The organism is Companilactobacillus zhongbaensis (genome assembly GCF_003946515.1).
Classification (GTDB): domain Bacteria; phylum Bacillota; class Bacilli; order Lactobacillales; family Lactobacillaceae; genus Companilactobacillus; species Companilactobacillus zhongbaensis.
Genome location: NZ_RHOM01000004.1, coordinates 1 through 20628 on the forward strand (window position 1 = coordinate 1; position 20628 = coordinate 20628).

General features: G+C 38.2%; 22 protein-coding genes. 3 read left to right on the plus strand and 19 right to left on the minus strand.

Going from position 1 to position 20628, the window contains the following annotated elements:
- Nucleotides 1-184 precede the first annotated feature (184 nt).
- The gene (gene rpsO / locus EKM69_RS02655; protein WP_125702624.1) at nucleotides 185-454 is read right to left on the minus strand and encodes a 30S ribosomal protein S15; all 270 of its coding nucleotides are present in this window, start codon (nucleotides 452-454) and stop codon (nucleotides 185-187) included.
- 215 nt (nucleotides 455-669) lie between these two features.
- On the opposite strand from rpsO, the gene rpsT reads away from it, so the two are divergent.
- Nucleotides 670-921, plus strand: a complete 252-nt coding sequence (gene rpsT / locus EKM69_RS02660) for a 30S ribosomal protein S20 (RefSeq protein ID WP_125707856.1) — start codon at nucleotides 670-672, stop codon at nucleotides 919-921.
- 128 nt (nucleotides 922-1049) lie between these two features.
- Here rpsT and holA read toward each other — a convergent pair whose 3' ends face one another.
- The 18 genes from holA to EKM69_RS02750 all read right to left on the minus strand — a co-directional run bounded on the left by holA (nucleotide 1050) and on the right by EKM69_RS02750 (nucleotide 19511).
- On the minus strand, nucleotides 1050-2063 hold the full coding sequence (gene holA, locus EKM69_RS02665; protein WP_125707858.1) for a DNA polymerase III subunit delta: 1014 nt from the start codon (nucleotides 2061-2063) through the stop codon (nucleotides 1050-1052).
- Nucleotides 2064-2068: 5 nt separating this feature from the next.
- Nucleotides 2069-4306 (minus strand): DNA internalization-related competence protein ComEC/Rec2, encoded by a 2238-nt coding sequence (locus EKM69_RS02670; protein ID WP_125707860.1) that lies wholly within the window; start codon nucleotides 4304-4306, stop codon nucleotides 2069-2071.
- Nucleotides 4306-4932, minus strand: a complete 627-nt coding sequence (locus EKM69_RS02675) for a helix-hairpin-helix domain-containing protein (RefSeq protein WP_125707862.1) — start codon at nucleotides 4930-4932, stop codon at nucleotides 4306-4308. Before EKM69_RS02675 ends, EKM69_RS02670 begins: the two co-directional genes overlap by 1 nt.
- A gap of 64 nt (nucleotides 4933-4996) precedes the next feature.
- Complete coding sequence (locus EKM69_RS02680; protein WP_125707864.1) at nucleotides 4997-6037, minus strand: SepM family pheromone-processing serine protease; 1041 nt, start codon at nucleotides 6035-6037, stop codon at nucleotides 4997-4999.
- 4 nt (nucleotides 6038-6041) lie between these two features.
- Nucleotides 6042-6536, minus strand: coding sequence for a pantetheine-phosphate adenylyltransferase (gene coaD, locus EKM69_RS02685; protein ID WP_125707866.1), 495 nt, complete (start codon nucleotides 6534-6536; stop codon nucleotides 6042-6044).
- Nucleotides 6536-7090 (minus strand): 16S rRNA (guanine(966)-N(2))-methyltransferase RsmD, encoded by a 555-nt coding sequence (rsmD, locus tag EKM69_RS02690; RefSeq protein WP_125707868.1) that lies wholly within the window; start codon nucleotides 7088-7090, stop codon nucleotides 6536-6538. Before rsmD ends, coaD begins: the two co-directional genes overlap by 1 nt.
- A complete protein-coding gene (locus EKM69_RS02695; protein WP_125707870.1) occupies nucleotides 7090-7359 on the minus strand; it encodes a YlbG family protein in 270 nt (89 codons plus the stop codon). The genes rsmD and EKM69_RS02695 overlap by 1 nt, the downstream gene beginning before the upstream one ends.
- A gap of 4 nt (nucleotides 7360-7363) precedes the next feature.
- The gene (locus EKM69_RS02700; protein ID WP_125707872.1) at nucleotides 7364-8539 is read right to left on the minus strand and encodes an FtsW/RodA/SpoVE family cell cycle protein; all 1176 of its coding nucleotides are present in this window, start codon (nucleotides 8537-8539) and stop codon (nucleotides 7364-7366) included.
- 713 nt (nucleotides 8540-9252) lie between these two features.
- Nucleotides 9253-11100, minus strand: coding sequence for a translational GTPase TypA (gene typA / locus EKM69_RS02705; protein ID WP_225423815.1), 1848 nt, complete (start codon nucleotides 11098-11100; stop codon nucleotides 9253-9255).
- A gap of 71 nt (nucleotides 11101-11171) precedes the next feature.
- Nucleotides 11172-11954 carry an inositol monophosphatase family protein gene (locus tag EKM69_RS02710; RefSeq protein ID WP_125707876.1) on the minus strand — a complete coding sequence of 261 codons (783 nt, stop codon included), beginning with the start codon at nucleotides 11952-11954 and terminating at the stop codon, nucleotides 11172-11174.
- Nucleotides 11926-12237 carry a UPF0223 family protein gene (locus EKM69_RS02715; RefSeq protein WP_225423816.1) on the minus strand — a complete coding sequence of 104 codons (312 nt, stop codon included), beginning with the start codon at nucleotides 12235-12237 and terminating at the stop codon, nucleotides 11926-11928. Before EKM69_RS02715 ends, EKM69_RS02710 begins: the two co-directional genes overlap by 29 nt.
- A gap of 69 nt (nucleotides 12238-12306) precedes the next feature.
- Nucleotides 12307-13734 carry a dihydrolipoyl dehydrogenase gene (lpdA, locus tag EKM69_RS02720; protein ID WP_125707879.1) on the minus strand — a complete coding sequence of 476 codons (1428 nt, stop codon included), beginning with the start codon at nucleotides 13732-13734 and terminating at the stop codon, nucleotides 12307-12309.
- A gap of 7 nt (nucleotides 13735-13741) precedes the next feature.
- Nucleotides 13742-15028 carry a 2-oxo acid dehydrogenase subunit E2 gene (locus EKM69_RS02725; RefSeq protein ID WP_125707881.1) on the minus strand — a complete coding sequence of 429 codons (1287 nt, stop codon included), beginning with the start codon at nucleotides 15026-15028 and terminating at the stop codon, nucleotides 13742-13744.
- 33 nt (nucleotides 15029-15061) lie between these two features.
- Nucleotides 15062-16039, minus strand: coding sequence for an alpha-ketoacid dehydrogenase subunit beta (locus tag EKM69_RS02730; RefSeq protein ID WP_125707883.1), 978 nt, complete (start codon nucleotides 16037-16039; stop codon nucleotides 15062-15064).
- Nucleotides 16039-17145, minus strand: coding sequence for a pyruvate dehydrogenase (acetyl-transferring) E1 component subunit alpha (pdhA, locus tag EKM69_RS02735; protein ID WP_125707885.1), 1107 nt, complete (start codon nucleotides 17143-17145; stop codon nucleotides 16039-16041). Before pdhA ends, EKM69_RS02730 begins: the two co-directional genes overlap by 1 nt.
- Before the next feature lie 121 nt (nucleotides 17146-17266).
- Complete coding sequence (locus EKM69_RS02740) at nucleotides 17267-18262, minus strand: D-2-hydroxyacid dehydrogenase (protein ID WP_125707887.1); 996 nt, start codon at nucleotides 18260-18262, stop codon at nucleotides 17267-17269.
- 54 nt (nucleotides 18263-18316) lie between these two features.
- Nucleotides 18317-19066, minus strand: coding sequence for an LrgB family protein (locus tag EKM69_RS02745; protein WP_125707889.1), 750 nt, complete (start codon nucleotides 19064-19066; stop codon nucleotides 18317-18319).
- On the minus strand, nucleotides 19050-19511 hold the full coding sequence (locus EKM69_RS02750; protein WP_125707891.1) for a CidA/LrgA family protein: 462 nt from the start codon (nucleotides 19509-19511) through the stop codon (nucleotides 19050-19052). The genes EKM69_RS02745 and EKM69_RS02750 overlap by 17 nt, the downstream gene beginning before the upstream one ends.
- A gap of 189 nt (nucleotides 19512-19700) precedes the next feature.
- Here EKM69_RS02750 and def point away from each other — a divergent pair, with 189 nt between their 5' ends.
- Nucleotides 19701-20261, plus strand: a complete 561-nt coding sequence (def, locus tag EKM69_RS02755) for a peptide deformylase (RefSeq protein ID WP_125707893.1) — start codon at nucleotides 19701-19703, stop codon at nucleotides 20259-20261.
- Between the two features lie 154 nt (nucleotides 20262-20415).
- Complete coding sequence (locus tag EKM69_RS02760) at nucleotides 20416-20628, plus strand: DNA-directed RNA polymerase subunit epsilon (RefSeq protein WP_125707895.1); 213 nt, start codon at nucleotides 20416-20418, stop codon at nucleotides 20626-20628.

Sequence of the window (20628 nt, forward strand, 5' to 3'; positions counted from 1 at the left end):
AAGAATATAAAAAAGACCAACGCAAAATGGTTACGTCGGCCTCAAGTCATATATAGCTAGCTAGCAACTACAGTATACAAATTTTTTTTCGTAATGGCTAGTAGCTTATTTAGTGCACCCTATTATTAGGTTTATTTCATATAAAAAGCCTCCAAACAAATGGAAGCTTCTAAATATCTACATATTAACGACGTAAACCAAGTGACTTGATCAACTCACGGTAACGTTGAACATCCTTGTTTCTCAAGTATGAAAGCAAGTTACGACGGTGACCGATCTTCTTCAACAAACCAACATATGAATGGTGGTCTTTCTTGTTAACTTTCAAGTGGTCGTTCAATGCGTTGATGTCATAAGTTAAAACAGCAACTTGAACTTCTGGAGAACCTGTATCTCCATCTTTACGAGCGTACTTTTTGATAATTTCGTTCTTTTGTTCTTTTGAAATAGCCATGCTTTTTCACCTTTTCCTTTATAATTTAGCCGTACCATGCAAAACGTTGGTGATTCGTTTAACAGAGCAACGGTTAACACAGCTATTAAGGTTACTATATAAAGAGAATTTTTTCAAGTGAAGTTTTTTTGAAACAATGCATTGCATTGGAGATAAACCTTAGGTATAATATGCGTATTGTGTTTATAACAAACAATTAATCGGAGGTGAAATTAATGCCACAAATCAAATCAGCTATCAAACGTGTAAAGACTGCCGAAAAAGCTAACCTTCGCAACAATTCACAAAGAAGTGCTATGCGTTCTGCAATCAAGAACTTCGAAACAGTTGTTGCAAACAACGGTGATAACAAAGAAGAATCATACAAGAACGCTGCGCGCGCAATTGATATGGCCAAATCAAAAGGCTTGATTAAAGCTAACAAAGCTGCACGTGATAAGTCACGTCTTTCAAAGAAATTTAAATAGTAATTTCTTAAGCAACTGAATGGTTGCTTATTTTTTTTGCACTATTTCTACCTATATTATGACATTTTAAACGGTATTAAAAAAGCGACCGAAAAACTTTCGGCCGCTTTTTATGTTTCTCAAATATCTTAGGCAAATTTAGCGATAAAAAGATCAAATAACAATTCCTTATCACCCTGCCCTGATTTAACTTGATAATCCAGATCGACAATTTCTTGAAACATTGCCGATAAATCATCAAGTTTTAAATGACGAGATTGTTTGAGCGACATCTTCACCCGGTATGGATGGATCTTTAATTGTTTAGCAATGGTAGCCTCACTCAATCCTTTATTACTCAAGATCTTCGTTTGGATCAATGAGCGTAGTTGCGATGTAAAAATCGCTGTTAATAAGATTGGATCGATCTTCTGAAGTAAAAATTGATGATACAATTCTTCTGCTTGATAGACGTTGCGACCTAATATTTGATTCATTAAGTCAAAAACATTGTCATCCAAACTTTGTGGTACTAGCTCGTTGACCGCTGCTGTATCGATCATCTTCGTTTGCATGGCATAAAGTTTTAATTTATCCAATTGATTTAACGCCAAAGAATAACTACCTTTAGTCTTGTTGACCAACAGTTCCATGGCATTATTTTCAATTTGGAAGCCTTCGCTATTTAACTGCTTAGCTAACTCCTTTGCCAATAAATGACTATCGAGCTTACCTGCATCTACCTCAGTCGCTGATTTTTTAAGTTGTTTTGTGATTTTCTTTCGCTGATCTAATTTCTCGTATGTCGCATAAATAACCAAAATCGTTGATGGTGTGGGATTCTTTAAGTATTCAATCAATAAATCAACATTTTGTTCAAAACTGTGCTTGATTTTCTCACCGGTCAAAAAATAAGGGTCTTCGGCAAACACCAGACGCTGTTCGCCAAAAAATGGTGCTGAGATTGCTTCACCGATCATATCTTCGAGCGAAACATCAGTCAGATCAAAGCTCGCAAAGTTCATCTCAGCTTCTTCAGGTGTCATTAATTGTTTAAAAAGCTGTTGCACCTCTTGTACAAAAGCCGATTCTTGCCCTGTAACATAATAAACATTATCAATTTGCCCTGATTTTAGTTGCTTCTTTAACTCGTTGATTTTCAATGACTTCACCCTATAAACGTGTCTAACTTTTGATAGTTACTAAATGGAAAATAGTACCAAGTAATCATACCATACTCTGCCGTATTGAGATGTTGGACATGATATTTGTCTAGACGCTGGATAGTTTCTTTATTTGGATGCCCATATCGATTGTTGATCCCTGCAGAAATTAAGGCTAATTTTGGCTCAGTCATGTCTAAAAGTTGTTCACTAGTGGATGTTTTCGATCCATGGTGGCCAGCCTTTAAGATATCAACTCGAAAAGCTTGCTCTTTTAAGATCCTATGTTCACTATCTTGATCCAAATCTCCGGTAAAAAGCCAATTCGTCTGTTTGATTTGGGCCAACATTGTCAACGAATCTGGGTTCTCACCAATGCTGGGTTTGTTAGGCCACAATACTTGCCAATTGATGGGCCAAGTTGAAAACCGATCTCCTTGTTTCAATTTAGTAAAGACTGTTCTGGGGTTATTTTTGATCAAGTCACTGATACGCTTGTTTTGTTGCAACCCAGTTCCAAAGCTGACTTGATTAACCGGAAATTTGTCCAATAATACTTCGATGTTACCGATATGATCAGTATCCTTGTGTGATAAAAACACGCGATCAATGTGACTTACCCCTAACGATTTTAAATACGGCAAGGTCGATTTTTCCACTTGTGTCAAAGTTTTCTTTTCTTGCCATGGTTTTTTAGCGAATGATAAAGTTCCTCCGGTGTCGATCAACATCGTCTGACGCATCAAGGGAGTCGTGACCAAAATACTGTCACCCTGCCCAACATCGATCATCGAGACTGATCCATACAAAGGAAACTTCACCCAAATTAGTGATATTAAAAAAACCATCAAGTATTGCCTGAAATATCGATTGAATAACTTTTTATGCTCGATGTTAAATAACGCGATTACTACTAAAGCTAGAATCGATATTATTGGAAATTTTCCCACGATAAAATTCAAATTTGAATCATTGGCGAATACATTGAGAAAACCATAAATACCCTCGAATATCTGATTAAAGAAATCCCACAGCTTAGGTAAATAATTTAAAAATAACGCCGAAAGTATTACCGTGGGTATGATTAAGTAATTGAAGAGCGGAACGAAGATCAAATTCATTAAAACAATCAATAAATTCAACTGGTATGTGTAAAAGCTAACGATCGGCATGCTTAATAAATTCATTTTGATCGTCGTCATAAAAACTTGATCCTCTTTTAAAAAGAGTAAGGCTCCCGACAAAATAAAACTCAGCTGTCCACCCATTTCGATAAAACAAAACGGATCTAGTAACAGACAAATCAAAACGGTCAAGCTAAAGACATCAAGACTACTGATTTTCAAATGAATCTTTTTAAAGACAATTGCTAACAATGCCAACACGATTGCTCGACTGATCCCCGTTTTTAATCCTACAAAAATCCCATAGATCGGCAAGATGATCAAGAAAGTCCATTCGATCCATTCCTTAGGTAATCGGCAAAAAGAACTCGCTTTATATAGGAAAGTGATCAAGATAAAAATATGTAATCCGGACAAGCTAAATAAATGGATCACTCCTAGCACGCTCAAGACTTGGTAAAGTTCTCGTGCATCTTGGCTAGTATAACCGACCAACAAGCCTTGAGCATGTATCTTTAGCCATTTTGGCAAGCGACTCAAATAATTCAGAAATTTAATTTTCTGTAAATGGATCCAGTCAGCGAAATCTCGTGCTTGGTGTTCCCTGACGATGACGATTTTCTTTGATTTGACCGACTCAAAAATCCCTCGATGATTGGAGTAAGTTTTAAAATCAAATTCCCCTGGATTTCTCGGCCCAGAGATATAACTGATTTCTCCGTCGACAATTCGGCAATCGACTGCGTGATCCAACGATTGCCAGCTCTTTTGGGTTTCTTGATCGCTCAATTTGTTAAAAAATTGATAGTATTGAGCTTCATGTACAAATTTTCCACTCAAGGAATCTCCATTAACATGGATTTCATCCGGATAAATAGTTGCTGTTTTAACTTCTTTGGTTAATGGCGGAGCATCCAGATGTTGGTCGACCGTAAAGAAGTAAATCCCAAAAACTGCCATGATCACCGTCGAGCAAAGGAATATCTTTGTTTTCTTCAAGTAATAAATCCTAATCAAAAACAAGATCAAGGCTAGGCTTGCGATAACGAAATGATCATTGAAAATCAAAAAAGACATCCCTGTGGCCATGATTGCACTAAAAATCCAATAACCACGCATTATATTGTTAAGGAATCACGCAATGTATCAATTGTCTTCGTTCCAAATCCTCCGACCTTTGTAAGATCTTCAATTTTTTTAAATGGGCCCTTTTGCTCACGAAATGTCACGATTTTCTCGGCTTTTTTCGGACCGATCCCTTTAACCTTTTGAAGATCTTCCACAGTGGCAGAATTTAAGTTGACCATTTCTTGACTGCCACTCGCCGGATCAGCTCCTTTAGGTGACGTAACAGTTTTAACTTCACCGTTGATAGGAATATAAATTTGCATAGCATCGGTCACTTTTTGAGCACGATTGATCTGCTTAACATCGGCGTCGTCACGCATCCCACCAGCTGTTTGTATAACGTCATATACGATAGCCCCTTCCTTTAAATGGTAAACGCCAGGATTATTGACCGCTCCTTGAATATCGACGGTCAAATGCTTACCACTTAATGGCTTGGTACTCGATTTTGTCTTCTTTATTTGTTGCGTGGATTTCTTCGATGTACTAACAACATTAGCTTGATTTGCCGTAGGTCGTTGATAAAAGCCTTTATACAAAAAAGCTCCACCAATTACTAAAACTACGACTATTATTGCTACCTTAAACTGTTTGATTTTTTCCAATAAAACTTCCATTTTTATCACCTCAAACTAAAGTACGCAAAAAAAAGCCATTCTCACGTCAACGCGTGAAAATGACTTATTTTTCTAGATAATTAATGGCATCGTCCAAAGTCTTGACTGGAACAATTTTCATCTTAGTATTGATCTTTTTAGCAGCTTTCTTAGCTAAATGGTAATTGTTGACGTAATTAGGATCATACTTCTTGATCTCTTTAGTAACGGGATCATCTGGAGCGAAGAAAATCGTAGCCCCTTGTTCAGAAGCGGCGACGACCTTCTTGTCGATACCACCGATCGGACCAACTGTCCCATCGGGACTGATCGTACCAGTACCAGCAATCGTACGTCCTTGTTTCAGGTCTTTATGAGCAACTTGAGAGTAAACTTGTAAAGTAAACATCAAACCGGCCGATGGACCGCCAATTTCACCAGCATCGATCTTCGTCTTCGGAGTACCAGTGGCGACTGTGTCGTCGATCAAAGTAATCCCTAATCCGTAGCGTTTAGTCTCCTTCAACTTGACCAAACTTCCCGTAGCGGATTTTTGCTTATCATCATGCAAAAATTTGATCGTCACTTTAGCATCCTTATCGAGTTTCTTAACGTAGTTGATGAATTGCGTCGAACTCTTAAACTTGTAACCGTTGATCGAATTGATGGTATCACCGACACTCAATTTATTTTTGAAGTCAGAATTATCCATTAATTCCATCACGTAAACACCTTTATAAACCTTTTTGAAAGGCTTATTAGCTTTGTCATACGCAGCTTGAATAGCACTATTCGTGGCTGATTTCATATAATATTGCTGAACTTGAAAATATTGGCTAGTACTTTCGTCACCCATCAAAGCTTCACGAGGATATGCTGTTTCAAAATCATTTCCAAGAGACTTAACTAATAAAAATGGTGTCGCCTGTTCAATACCAACTGTAGTTAATAACAGGTCTCCTTTGGATTTATCTTTCTTACCAGCAACCTTGACGTACTGAGCAGTCGATTCAGCACTTCCGGGAACTTCCAAGAAATAATTGGTCGGTAAAAAGAAAAATAAAACAACGACCAAGAAAAGAAAAATGCCACCAAGAATTTTGTTTCTGGATTTATTGAATTTCAAACGTTTAGTTTCCCTTCTGCAATCGTTTTATCAATTCAGGAGCCACAGAACTCGGAACAAACTTAGAAATATCACCGTTGAACTTCGCAACTTCTTTGATCATTGACGAAGAAATTGTACTGTACTTACTGTCTGATATCAAAAAAACAGTTTCCAGATCGTCATCTAATGCTTTATTGATCGACGAAACACCGGATTCATATCCAAAATCATCTGCATTACGCATCGATCTAACTAAAAAAGTTGCGTGATGTTTTTTGGCTAATTCGGTCGACAATTGATTTTCACCATCGACAACAATAACATTGCTTAGATCAGCAACCTCATCTTCAATGAACGACTTCTTTTCCTCATAAGAAAACAAATATCTTTTTGAAGTGTTAGTCATCGGTGCCACGATCAATTTATCAAAAAGCTTGGCCGCTCGTCGGATAATGTCTACGTGTCCATTAGTAATAGGATCAAAACTTCCTGCGTATAGTCCGATTTTCTCTGACATTACTTTCCTCCGTATTGATATAGTGCAACTTTCGTATCTTTATAATCTTTTTTCTTGATCAACTCTAATGAAGTTAACCCACTGAGGTCGATTTCATAATCAGTCTCATCAACAATAATGGCACCATCTTCGAGTAGATCTTGCTCGATCATATCTTGAATCAGTGTCTCAGTGATTTTCATTCGATAAGGTGGATCAAGAAAAACTAGTCCAAACCTAACCTTATCATCAGAAAAATTCTTCAAGGCTTCAGTAGCAGCCATTTTGAGAACTGTAAATTGTTCCTCACTTTTAGTTTTTTCAACATTTTCTTTGATGACTGAAATAGCCTTATAGGCTTTATCAACTAAGTAAGCGTGGTCGTATCCTCTTGAAATTGCTTCGATCCCTAGTGAACCAGTCCCGGCAAATAGATCCAAAACGTTGCCATCATTAAAATAAGGCGTGATCATACTGAACATAGCTTCTTTGACTTTTCCAGAAGTTGGTCGAGTATTTTTACCCGGTACTGGCTTTAAATTGAGACCTCGAAATGATCCAGATATAACTTTCATTAGTCCTCTTCCTCAGTATCCTTACCAGATACTTTCATTTCAAAATGTTCGTCTAATTCTTTACGATGTGCCATTGAGATCCGCTTGACGAATTTTTTCGAGAGTAATTCTTTCTTGATCTCAGGTGCACGGCTAGAATTGACGTAGAGCATCACGTATTTCATTTTAGGTGAAGTGTAATAGATCGTGCCATAATGCTGCAACTTCTTCTTCCACTTCATCGAATAAAGCCAGATATACATCGCCTGGCGTTGCGTTTCTTTAAACATTGAATCACCTTGATTTAATTGATTGATACTTTTCAGAAGCTTCAAGATTTAAAACGATCCCTAAAGCTAATGATAAAATAATCATACTTGAACCACCATAACTAATAAATGGCAGCGTAACACCAGTTAGTGGAATAAAGCCTAACAATCCACCAACATTTAAAACTGTTTGCGTCAACATCATTGTTGCCACACCATACAATACGAGTGAGGTATAGGTATTTTTTGAGCGAATACCCATCAACAACATTCTTAACATCATCGTTGTTAACAATCCTAAGACGATCAAGACGCCGACTAGTCCTAATTCTTCACTAATGATCGATAAAATAAAATCGGTGTGAGGTTCCGGCAAATATCCACGTTTTTGAATACTATTACCAAGTCCAACACCAAAAATACCACCATTACTAATAGCATAAAAAGAGTTAACAATTTGCGCACCAGCATTTTTTTCCAATGCAAAAGGATGCAACATAGCCAAAAATCTTTGATACTGATAAGTATGAACAAAAAACGACGGTTTAACAGTAAGAACAAAAGTTAACCCAGCAGCAGCAAGGCCAATTATGGAAGAATTCATAATGATCATCGTTTTACTAGGCATCGAAGAAGCCGAAATCAAAACAATACAAAGAACCGTCAAAATCATCGATCCACCGACATCAGGTTGAGCAAAAACCATCACAATAATAGTAAACAAAAACCAAAATTGAGCCTTATTGTCACGATACATAGCACCAATAGTCATATCACCCAAACGATCCTCTTTCGAAGTCAAAACCAAGGCCAAATACAAAATAAAAACAATCTTAGCCAACTCCAAAGGTTGAAAGTTAAAAAACTTCAAATCGATCCAACCAGAAGCACCATTAACACGACTACTAGGACTAACAAAACCTTTAACCAGCAAAAATAGTAAAGAAGTCCAGGTAACAATACCCAAAATAACCAAAACGCCCCGACTCTTCAAAATATTTTCCTTAAGCATAAAAGCCAAAAAACAGACCCCCATACCAACCAAGGCAAAAAGAGCTTGTTTAATCAAATATGAGGTAGTATTCCCACCTTGCACCATCGTATTATAAAAACTAGACGAATAGACCATAACAACCCCAATGCCCAACAAAAGCACATATGGAATAGCGATCCATAAATCAATCAGCTTAATCTTCTTCACATCAAAACTCCCAAAATCTAATAATAAGATTATACCACCAAACAATATCATGTAGGAAACCATGATACATCGGAGAAAAAATAAAACCCAAAAAAGAAAGACAAGTCAAACACATAAGTAATCTCTTATCCATCATAAAGAATAAAGCCAAAACAAGCAATTAAGAAAAACCAATAAAAACAAGAAACAAAAACCACTGCGATTTTTACAAAGCGACGAAGGAGCAGCGTGAAAGAGCAAAAAATGAAACGAATCAACTAAGAAGAAATAACAATGTAATCAAAATAAAATACAACCGATGACACCCGAAGCATAAATTGAAATAGATAAAACTCGAAGACTAACTCAAAACATCAAACCAAATTAAATCCATCTACATAAACCAAAGCATCATACCACAATAGAAATAAGTACCGTGCCCCCACAAAATCAGTTAGTTTGATCCATCCTAGGTTCTGCGGAGGGTGGAGAGAATTCGCTGTCAGGTGTGAAATTCTTCTTAGCGACGAAGGAGCTTAGAAGAAGACTCGTATTTGAGATCGTCGAAGTGGTCTCCTTCGAGGAGCTCAAATCGACGTCCACACCGTTCCACAGCGCAATTCTCGGAACCCTCCGCAGAACCGGCAGTGAACCACCAACAAACAAACCAAAACCAACAAAAAAATACAAAAAAAAGCTAGAGACAAAAATCATCCCTAGCTTCAAAACAACATCTATGCCTTCTTAGACATCTTACGTTGCTTATCATACTTCTTACGTTCATTAGTATTCAAAATCTTCTTACGAAGTCTTACATTAGTAGGTGTTACTTCACAAAGCTCATCTTCGTTCAAGAACTCAATAGATTGTTCAAGTGACATATCCTTAGGAGTCTTGATAGCTGCAGCATGGTCTTTACCTGAAGCACGAGTATTAGTAAGGTTCTTACCTTTAGTAACAGTAACAGCGATATCTTGGTCACGGCTACTTTCACCAACGATCATACCTTCATATACATCAACACCGGCACCGATGAACAATGTTCCACGGTCTTCAACTGATTGCAAACTGTATGTAGTTGATGGTCCTTGGTTGATTGAAACCAAAGCACCTGATCTTCTACCTGGTTCCCAGTTCTTAACAACTGGCTTGTATTCTGAGAATGTGTGGTTCATGATACCGTAACCACCTGTCATTGAAAGGAATTCTGTTGAATATCCGATCAATCCACGAGAAGGTGCAGAGAAGACCAAACGAGTTTGACCGTTTCCTGTACTTTCCATGTTACCCATATCACCTTTTCTTTGAGCCATTGAGTCAATAACTGATCCAACGTATTCGTCAGGTGTATCGATAGTAACTTCCTCATATGGTTCGCAGTTAACGCCATCAACGTTCTTGTAAATAACTTCTGGACGTGAAAGTTGTAGTTCAAATCCTTCACGACGCATTTCTTCAACAAGAATTGAAAGGTGAAGTTCACCACGACCTGAAACCATCCATGTTCCGGCTTTATCAGCATCTTCAACCTTCAATGAAACGTCAGTGTGAAGTTGTCTCTTAAGACGTTCTTCGATCTTTCTAGCAGTAACTTCTGTACCTTCACGACCAGCAAATGGTGAATCGTTTTGTAAGAACATCATTTGTAGTGTTGGTTCGTCAATACGAAGTAATGGTAGAGCTTCTTGATGGTCAACTGGTGTAACAGTTTCACCAACGTAAATGTCTTCCATACCTGAAACGGCAATCAAGTCACCGGCTTTAGCAGTTTGAATTTCAACACGATCTAGTCCCATGAAACCAAATAACTTGGTTACTCGGAAGTTCTTCGTTGAACCATCCAGCTTCATAACAGTAACTTGGTCACCTACTGAAATTGTTCCTCGGAAAATACGTCCGATACCGATACGACCAACATAGTCGTTGTAGTCTAGTAAGGCAACTTGGAATTGAAGTGGTTCGTCTGAGTTGTCAACTGGAGCTGGGATTGTCTTGATGATTGTGTCAAACAATGGCTTCATTGTGTGTTCTTGATCATCAGGATTTGATGAATAACTTGAAGTACCGTTGATAGCTGAAGCATATACAACTGGGAAATCAAGTTGGTCATCGTTAGCACCTAATTCGATAAATAGTTCGAGTACTTCGTCAACAACTTCTTCAGGACGAGCACCTGGTCTATCGATCTTGTTAATAACAACGATAGGTGTCAAATGTTGTTCAAGAGCTTTCTTAAGAACAAAACGTGTTTGTGGCATTGTTCCTTCATAAGCATCAACAACTAGCAATACACCGTCAACCATCTTCATGATACGTTCAACTTCACCACCGAAGTCCGCGTGTCCTGGTGTATCCAAAATATTGATCTTCTTGCCATCATAATCAACCGCTGTGTTTTTGGAAAGGATTGTGATACCACGTTCTCTTTCAATTGCGTTTGAATCAAGGGCACGATCTTGAATTTGGTAATGCTCCCCTAATGTGTCTGATTGCTTTAGCATTTCGTTAACTAAAGTTGTTTTACCGTGGTCAACGTGGGCGATAATAGCAATATTTCTAATATCTTCTCTTGTTTTAGTCAAATTACTTCTTCCTTCCATATAACATGCGTTGAATAACTTGCAATAAAAAAACTGTGATTGTAATTCACAGTTTAGTTTGAATTTTTAACTGTCTTAAGTACATCAGAAACTGCGTTCTTTGTACCAGCTATTACGACTTGTGATTGTAGCATATTAACTGGTTGTCCGTCAACTCCCACAACCATCAAGCCCATTGTCTCACAAAGTACTCGACCGGCTGCTAGATCCCAAGGACGCAAATAAGACATGTAGATCACTTCTTTACCCTTCAAAAGGTGTTCAAAGACTAGGCCTGCACAGCCCAGAACTCGCAAACCACTGCTCTGACTGACAACTTCTTGAGTATTATCGAAGTCAGCAAGAACCATCGGTGCGGAAATGATCACCAAACCATCCTTTAAAATTGTATCAGAAGGTGGTGTCAATTGGCGATCATTTTCGAAAACTCCTAATTCTGGACCACCATGAAAAATCTTATTTTCCATCACATTGATAATCCCGCCAACAAAGGGTTTTCCATCTAAATAAACTCCGATCATTGAAGCAAAACTGTCGTGACACTTAACAAAATTCATTGTCCCATCGATGGGATCGACAAAAAAGACTAAGCCTGCCATGGACTTAACGTCATCACCATAACCTTCTTCACTCACGATCGTGGCGTCAGGAAAATGGTCTTTGATTATGCCAACGACATTTTTTTCGGTAGATTTGTCAAAATTAGTCACTAAGTCATTAGGTCCCGATTTAGTGTCGACATTTTTATTCTTGTTAACATCTTCACGAAGACTTTGACCGACTTTTGACAGCAACTCTACTAAAAAATTATCTATTTCTTGACTTGTCTCTTTCATAATGTAGCCTGACTTTCTCATTACTTGGTGTAGTTTGACTTTGCTTAAATACTTTATAAATCGAGTATCCTGACTCTAGTTCAAATTCCTTATCGAGTCTGCGTTGATCCATTTTCATTGGAACAACTTCGCAAAAGGAGCGGTATTTCTGCAAAAATGTTTCGCGTTTGATGCCTTTTTCATACGCAGCTTCAACAGCGTTGTATAAGTCAATAACCTTGACTATATCGTCATTACTCCATTCAGGTTCTAGTGGATAACTGTAATTTTCTCGCATCGTCATACTCCCCCATTCTTATTACACTTCTAATGATACAAAAAAAGCGATGCAATTGCATCGCTTTTAAGTAAATTAAACGTGTGTTGGGAAACCAATAAGAATATCTGCAGCTTCTTGTACAGGTTCGCCCAATGTTGGATGTGGATGAATTGTCAAAGCAACATCTTCCGCATTCAATTGACAGTTAACTGCCAAGCTTAATTCAGAAATCAATTCACTAGCACCAGGTCCAACAACTTGAGCACCAATGATTGTGTTTGATTCTTTTTCAGCAACGATTCTTACGAATCCTTCTGCTTCATCCAATGAAACGGCACGTGCATTTCCGGCAAATGGGAACTTAGCAACGTTTGTTTCGATTCCTTTGTCTTTAGCTTCTTCTTTAGTCAAACCAACTGAAGCTAGTTCAGGGTCTGTAAAGCAGACAGCAGGAACACCGATGAAGTCGTTTGCTGTATTCTTACCTGAGATAGCACCTGCAGCAACCTTAGCTTCAAAGAAAGCTTTGTGAGCTAGAGCTGGACCAGGAACGATATCACCAACGGCATAAATGTTAGGAACTGATGTACGACCTTGTTCGTCGACTTCGATCAATCCACGATCGTTAGTCTTAACGTCTGTCATTTCAAGTCCAAAGTTGTCTGTGTTAGGACGTCTACCAACAGTAACCATGCAGTAATCTGCGGTAACTGTTTGTTCCTTACCATCAACTTCATAAGTTACAGTAACGTCTTTGTCAGTTTCATCAGCTTTCTTAGCCATTGCGTTAGTAATAATATCTACGCCTTTAGCTTCAAGGTTCTTCTTAACAACGGAAACCATGTCTTTTTCAAAGTTAGGAATGATTTGTTTTGTACCTTCAAGAATAGTTACGTGTGCACCAAGGTCAGCATAAGCACCAGCTAATTCTGATCCAACGTATCCACCACCGATAACTACGAATTCCTTAGGAATTTCTGGTAGGTTCAAACCACCTGTAGAATCAATGATACGGTCGCTAAACTTGAATCCTCTGATTTCAACGGGACGGCTACCTGTTGCCAAAATCAAGTTCTTGAACTTAATTGTTTGGCCTCCACCGTTATCCATGAATTGACGAGGACCGCTTGGCATTACACGTAATTGTGTATTGCTATCTAAGTAAGCTTCACCATTGATCAATTCAACTTTGTGTTTTTTAAGAAGCATGTTAACACCACTTGTCATACGATCAACAACTTGTGTTTGTTTCCATTCTTGAGTCTTTGAGAAATCAATTTCGGCACCTTGTGTTGTAATTCCGTAAATTGATGAGTCTTTGTCTTGTTTTAGTCTGTTACCTGCGGCAATAAGAGCCTTTGAAGGTACACATCCAACGTTTAGACAAACACCACCAACTGTGTCTGATTTTTCAATAACTGCGACTGTTTGGCCATATTCTGCTGCACGAATAGCTGCAACATATCCACCAGGACCTGAACCAATAATTACTGTATCTTTTTCAACAACATTTTCTGCCATGTTTTATCTAGCCCTCCATTAATAACATATCTGGATCATGTAGAAGTTTCTTCATTAAGTTCAATGCGTTTTGTGCTAAGGCACCATCGATCAATCTGTGATCATAACTCAATGAAAGTTTGAGCATCTTACCAACTTGGATATTGCCCTCTTCATCAACATAAGGTTCGTTAGCAATCTTACCAACACCTAAAATAGCACTTTCAGGTTGGTTGATAACTGGTGTGAACCAGCCACCACCGATTGAACCAACATTACTGATAGTAATTGAACCGCCAGACATCTTATCCATGCTCAACTTGTTGTCATAAGCAAGTTGTGAGTTTTCAGTGATTTCTTTGGCAATTTCAAACATACCTTTAGAATCAGCGTTCTTAATGTTTGGAACGTATAGACCATGGTCAGTGTTTGTTGCGATACCAACATTGTAGTAGTGCTTGTAAACGATTTCTTGTGTTGTGTCATCGATTGAAGCGTTGAATTCTGGATATTCTTTCATTACAGCAACTAAGGCTTTAACGATGTATGGCAAGAATGTCAAATGAATATCTTTGTCAGCAGCGATCTGCTTGTACTTCTTACGGTTAGCCATTAATGCTGAAACTTCAACGTCATCGAAACTTGTAACGTGAGGAGTTCTATGTTTACTTTCAGACATTGCCTTAGCAATAGCCTTTCTAGTCATAGTCATCTTTTCACGAGTTTCAAGTTCAGGTGTAGCTGATGTGTAAGGTTTGATTGGTGTAGCTGTTTCTGCTGGAGCAGCGGCTGCTGCAGGAGCTGCAGCTGCGGCTGGTGCTGCTGCACCTGAACCTGCTGCATCAACGTCTGCTTGTGTGATTTGTCCATGCTTACCTGATGGTGTAACTGTTGAAAGATCAACACCCTTATCACGAGCATATTGACGTACTGATGGCATTGCTAAGTAATTTTCATTAGCTGAGCCAGTTGCTTCTGCTGGAGCTGCGGCTGCTGGTGCAGCATCTGCTGCAGGTGCAGCGTCTTCAGCTTTAGCATCGTCTGCTGCTGGAGCTTCGTCGTCACCTGTATCGGCTGATCCATCATCGATAACGATCAATGTATCACCAATTTCAACAGTATCTCCTTCTTGAGCCACGATTTGTTTTACAGTACCAGAAACTGGAGAAGGTAGTTCCTCAACTGATTTATCATTTTGGATTTCAACTAAAGAATCGTCTTCTTTAACTTCGTCTCCTTCTTTAACAAGCCAGCTAGCAACTTCACCTTCGGCCATTCCTTCACCTAATTCAGGTAATTTAAATTTAAAGGCCATGTTTAGAACCCTTCCCTTCTATGCTTTAAAAAATTAGTAGTTTAAAATTTCGTTTGCTTTTTCGACAATTTCATCTGCGCCAGGAATCCAGTAATCTTCGGCCTGAGCAAATGGATAAACACTATTTGGAGCGGCAACTCTACCAATTGGTGCATCGAGTGAAAGGATGGCATCTTCAGCGATTGCTGATGCTACTGTAGCACCAACACCGGCCATCTTTTGTGCTTCTTGAACAACGACAACTTTATGTGTCTTTTCAAGTGACTTGAAGATTGTTTCTGTATCGATAGGTGAAACTGTTCTAAGGTCGATGATTTCAACAGAAACTCCGTCCTTAGCCAATGTTTCAGCAGCTTTCTTAGCTTCATTAACTTCAGCACCGTAAGCCACAATAGTAATATCTGTTCCTTCTTGAACAACGTTTGCTTTGTCTAATGGAACAGTGTATTTACCTTCTGGAATATCGTCTTTCATTGAACGATATAACTTAAGGTTTTCCATGAATAGCACTGGGTCATTGTTTTCAATAGATGAAATCAATAGTCCTTTAGCATCATATGGGTTACTTGGCATAACAACACGTAGGCCTGGTGTTGATGCAAAGTAGTTTTCTAAGTTATCAGCGTGCATTTCAGCAGTATGTGTACCACCACCGTAAGGTGTACGGATAGTAATAGGAGATGTTTGCTTACCGTTGAAACGGAAACGCATTCTAGCAGCTTGGCCCACGATTTGGTCCATAGCTTCAAATGAGAATCCCATGAATTGAATTTCTGGGATAGGACGGAATCCTTTAACACCTAAACCTGTTGCTAATCCTAAGATACCTGATTCAGCAAGTGGTGTATCGAAGACACGTTCTTCACCATATTTTTCTTGTAAACCTTGAGTTGTTCTGAAGACACCACCGTTTTTACCAACGTCTTCACCGAAGATCAATGTTTTGGGATCATCTTCTAGCATGATGTCCAAAGCATCAGTGATAGCCTTAATATAAGTCATTTTTGCCATTATTCTTTAGACTCCTTTGCTTCGAATTTTTCGATTTCTTTTCTCAATTCTGGAGTTGGAATTTCAAATGTACGTTTCAACATATCTGAAACTTTGTCCTTAGGAACAGCATCTGCTTCCTTGATAGCATCCTTGAATGAGTTCTTATATTCTTCAACAAGTTTGTCTTCTTGTTCATCTGACCAAAGTCCCTTGTCTTCAAGAACCTTTCTCAAACGAATGAGAGGATCTTTTTCATGCCAAGGTTTAACTTCGTCTTCAGTTCTGTAACGTTTAGGATCATCACCAGCACTTGAGTGAGCACCATAACGATATGTTAATGTTTCGATCATTACAGGACCATTTCCAGCTGTGATATAGTCACGAGCAGCTTTAGCTACAGAGTAGCAAGCTAAGATATCCATACCATCAACTTGAACACTAGGAATACCAGCAGCAACGGCTTTTTGAGCCAATGATGGAGCAGCTGTTTGCTTGTGTCTTGGTGTTGAAATAGCGAAACCATTATTTTGAACGATGAATAGTGTAGGAGTTTGGAATGCACCAGCGAAGTTCATTCCTTCGTAACTATCACCTTGTGAAGTACCACCATCACCTGTATAAGTGAAGGCAATTGTATCTTCTTCTTTATTCTTCTTGATACCAAGACCAACACCGGCAGCTTCATCATATGCAGCACCGATAATGATTTGTGGCATCATTGCATTAGCTTTGTACTCGTTACCAACAACATGTCCTCTTGACCACAAGTAAGCTTCTGTTACTGTAGCACCATGTTGGATAAGTTGAGGAACATCACGATAAGCAGGTAATAAGTAGTCTTGCTTCTTCATAGCTAAGACAGTACCCATTTCTGATGCTTCCTCACCTTCGGTAGGAGCATAAAATCCCATACGTCCTTGACGTGAGAAGTTCATTGTTTGTTCGTGCAATGCACGTTCCCAAACCATTTTCTTCATAAATTCAACTAAGTCTTCATCAGAGAATGAGTCGAAAGTTGCTTGATCTACAACTTTTGAATTTTCATCCAAAACCTGAATTGGCTTAGGCAAATTTGCCAAGTCTTTCTTAATTGCTTCAAAATCAACAACTGATTTATTTGCCATTATTCACATTCCTTCCATAAAAAGCTAAAACACTCACAGAAAAACTGTAAGGGTTTTCAATACCTTTAGTTTATCATTTTAAAACGAAAACACAAGTTAATTTCTGTAACATTTTCATTTTTTAATTTAAATCAATTTCGTTATCAGATTTTCCATTTTGTAATTCATCGAGCATGGAGTCCAACGAAATGGTTGCCATGTTCTTTACAGCTGTAGTCGTGTAAAAAGCAATATGTGGTGAAATAATGAACTTAGGATTATCGATCATATTTGATAAAAGTTCGTCATTTAGTGACTCACCACTGCGGTCTGTGTTGAAAATACCTACTTCGTTTTCATAAACATCAAGCACAGCACCAGCTAGTTTTCCTGAAACTACGGCATCATATAAGTCTTGTGTCTTGATCAGATCACCACGTCCGGTATTAACAACAATGGCATTTTCTTTCATTCCGGCAATACTGTCTTTATTGATAACCGTGTTACCCTTGCCAAGGCTTGGTAGATGTAGTGTTACAACATCTGATTGCTTCAAAAGTTCATCTAGAGAATCCACATAAAGACCTTGTTTTTCAATGTCGTCATTGTGGAACTTATCAAAAGCAATTACTTTAGCGCCAAATCCTTGATAGATCTTAATTGCTGCACGACCGATCCGACCAGTACCTGCTACACCGACAGTGAGTTCATTTAATTCGCGACCAATGTCTGGAGCCCACTTGAAATTATGCTTGTCGACTTTTCTGATCATAGATTTCATACTTCTTAACAAAATCATCAAGCCAGTTACAGAATATTCGGCAATTGCTGTTGGTGAGTAACTAGGAACATTGGTTAACTTGATATCATTTTTCTTCAGTGCGTCAAATGGAACATTGTCAACACCGACATTTCTTAATGACATTACGTGAATGCCAAATTCATTCATCTTGTCAAAAATAGCTGGGTCGTAAGGTAATTGTTGATAACAAACTACCCCGTCATAACCTTTAGCTAATTCAATTGTTTCAGGATTCAATAAATCAGATACGATCTTAACTTCAATGTTATTGTTCTTCGACCATTCTTCAATGTAAGGTCTTTCATCTTCTCTAACACCATAGTCAATAAGCTTCATAAATTAATGCCTCCAAGAATCAATTTTTAATACAATTTAATAATAATCGGTCTGTTAAACTAAGCCAACCCATTTTGCAAATATAGGCACAACTAAGTCAGTTACGACGCCAATTACTACTAATGAAATCGATGCCATGGCACCTTGGATAGAACCTAATTGAACCGCTTTCGCAGATCCAACTGTTTTTCCAGAAGTACCAAGACCTAAACCGACACCGATAGGATCTTTTTGTAGTCTGAACAATTTAACTAATTGATCACCTAACGCCAAGATAATAACGGCATTTAAAATACAAGTCATTGCAGTGATAGCCGGTTCGCCACCGATACCTGCTGCAAGAGGCATAGCAATAGCCGTGGTTGCTGATGATGGTAATAATGATGCAATAACACGATCAGACAAGCCCATTGCTTTTGTTACGCCATAAATCACGGCAAGCGAAATAAACAGACCGATGATCAACGCTAACAACAATTCGACCCAATATTTCTTGACCAGGTCATTTCGCTTGTATAGAGGTACAGCAAACGCAATCGTTGCTGGGCTCAACATCCAAAATAGGAAGTTTGCGCCAAGATGATTTTTAGTACCACCTTGCCAGTAAGCATCATAAACCGCAGTTGGTGATGCTCCTGTAAGATGTTGGATCGTCCATAAAACGAAGATTCCTAACACCATACCAACAAATAGCGGTTGGAATAGGAAAAATCCGTTGGACTTACGGAATAAAAATACACCGATCAAATAAACTACGATCGAAACAAAAATACCGAAAAACGAGTTGTTAATTATTGCCATCATTATCCTCCTGACTTACAGCCTTACCATTTCCTCGGATCTTAGAACTTATCGCAATGATAAATTTAGCTGTGTAAGAAATTACCACTAGTAACACGATCGTGGAGATAATAATTGCAATGATCAACATTATTCCATCAGATTTGATAATATCTAAGTGGGTGTATAACTGGACCCCTGATGGTACGAATAAGAATCCAATGATACTAATTAGGAACGTAGACATTTGCTCTACTTGATGGAGTTTGACGATCTTTGTTGTCAATAAAAAGTACAATATCAACAATCCCCAGACAGGTGCTGGAACTGGGAACGATTTAGGCATAAACATTGCAAGAATGTTTGAAACGAATAATACAGAAACAAAGATTGCAATTTGAACCAAAATATTAGAAGGTTCCTTTTCTTTCTCCTTTCCTACAGCTGACTTTTTTTTAGAGTCATCCATAAAAGCCCTCTCCCTTATCTATGTATTTATGTAACCGCTAACATTGGCACATAAAAAGAGCTTACCATATTCTTAATGGAGATGTGAAATAGAATTTCACAAATAAATCATATTTAAATTGTAAAAAAATTGGCAAACTAATTTATAATAGAGATACTATGTTAAAACAAGACATTATTGGAGGTTAATATGTATTTAATGAAAGATATCGTCCGTGATGGCGACCCCGTATTAAGAAAAGTTAGTGAAAATGTGAGCTTCCCACTCAGTGACGAAGATAAGCAACTTGCTCACGACATGATGGAGTATTTGATCAACAGTCAAAACGAAGAATTTGCAGAAAAACATCAACTTCGTGCAGGTGTTGGTTTGGCCGCACCACAAGTTGGTGTTTCGAAAATGATGGCTAGTGTCCTTGTCCCTAATGAAGAAGATCCTGAAAAGCCACTTTTGAAAATTACATTGATCAATCCTGTCATCGTTCGTAATTCAGTTCAAAACGCTGCACTCGAACAAGGTGAAGGCTGTCTCTCAGTTGATAAAGATGTTCCTGGATTCGTTCCTCGTTCCGACCGTATTACCATCAAATATGACGACTTTGAAGGAAATTCACAAACGTTACGTGTTCGTGACTACCCCGCTATTGTTTGCCAACATGAAATCGATCACTTAAACGGTCACTTGTACTATGACAAGATCGACAAAAAGAACCCATTTGAAATCGATCCAAGTACCGTCGTTATTTCCTAATTGCCAGTCTTTCCAGTCAGTCGATTAAGTATACTTACAAATATTTATATGTTAAAATTGTGGTACTTGTTGATTACTCAACCAAATGGACTGAAAAAGGCTTAGGTAAAGCCGTTTATGCTTTACTCAGCTATATTTAAAAGGAGAATTTATAGTGATATACAAAGTTTTATATCAAGAAAAGAAACAAGATAACCCCCGTCGTGAATACACACATTCACTTTACATGGATGCAGAATCAAGCATCGACGTACGTGAAGCAGTAGAAAAAAACACAAATTATGATATCGAATTGATTCAAGAGCTCGATGAAAAGCATCTTGAATATGAACAAAAGAGTCCTAATTTCAAATTAACGGAGTTTTAG

Bases quoted from the DNA above. Each gene is read 5' to 3' on its own strand.
- EKM69_RS02675 (WP_125707862.1), bottom strand. From the start codon at position 4,932: ATGGAAGTTTTATTGGAAAAAATCAAACAGTTTAAGGTAGCAATAATA.
- pdhA (WP_125707885.1), bottom strand. From the start codon at position 17,145: ATGGCAAATAAATCAGTTGTTGATTTTGAAGCAATTAAGAAAGACTTG.
- EKM69_RS02695 (WP_125707870.1), bottom strand. From the start codon at position 7,359: ATGTTTAAAGAAACGCAACGCCAGGCGATGTATATCTGGCTTTATTCG.
- EKM69_RS02670 (WP_125707860.1), bottom strand. From the start codon at position 4,306: ATGCGTGGTTATTGGATTTTTAGTGCAATCATGGCCACAGGGATGTCT.
- EKM69_RS02745 (WP_125707889.1), bottom strand. From the start codon at position 19,066: ATGATGGCAATAATTAACAACTCGTTTTTCGGTATTTTTGTTTCGATC.
- EKM69_RS02750 (WP_125707891.1), bottom strand. From the start codon at position 19,511: ATGGATGACTCTAAAAAAAAGTCAGCTGTAGGAAAGGAGAAAGAAAAG.
- EKM69_RS02730 (WP_125707883.1), bottom strand. From the start codon at position 16,039: ATGGCAAAAATGACTTATATTAAGGCTATCACTGATGCTTTGGACATC.
- rpsO (WP_125702624.1), bottom strand. From the start codon at position 454: ATGGCTATTTCAAAAGAACAAAAGAACGAAATTATCAAAAAGTACGCT.
- EKM69_RS02715 (WP_225423816.1), bottom strand. From the start codon at position 12,237: ATGACGATGCGAGAAAATTACAGTTATCCACTAGAACCTGAATGGAGT.
- coaD (WP_125707866.1), bottom strand. From the start codon at position 6,536: ATGTCAGAGAAAATCGGACTATACGCAGGAAGTTTTGATCCTATTACT.
- rsmD (WP_125707868.1), bottom strand. From the start codon at position 7,090: ATGAAAGTTATATCTGGATCATTTCGAGGTCTCAATTTAAAGCCAGTA.
- rpsT (WP_125707856.1), top strand. From the start codon at position 670: ATGCCACAAATCAAATCAGCTATCAAACGTGTAAAGACTGCCGAAAAA.
- EKM69_RS02725 (WP_125707881.1), bottom strand. From the start codon at position 15,028: ATGGCCTTTAAATTTAAATTACCTGAATTAGGTGAAGGAATGGCCGAA.
- lpdA (WP_125707879.1), bottom strand. From the start codon at position 13,734: ATGGCAGAAAATGTTGTTGAAAAAGATACAGTAATTATTGGTTCAGGT.
- EKM69_RS02740 (WP_125707887.1), bottom strand. From the start codon at position 18,262: ATGAAGCTTATTGACTATGGTGTTAGAGAAGATGAAAGACCTTACATT.
- EKM69_RS02710 (WP_125707876.1), bottom strand. From the start codon at position 11,954: ATGAAAGAGACAAGTCAAGAAATAGATAATTTTTTAGTAGAGTTGCTG.
- def (WP_125707893.1), top strand. From the start codon at position 19,701: ATGTATTTAATGAAAGATATCGTCCGTGATGGCGACCCCGTATTAAGA.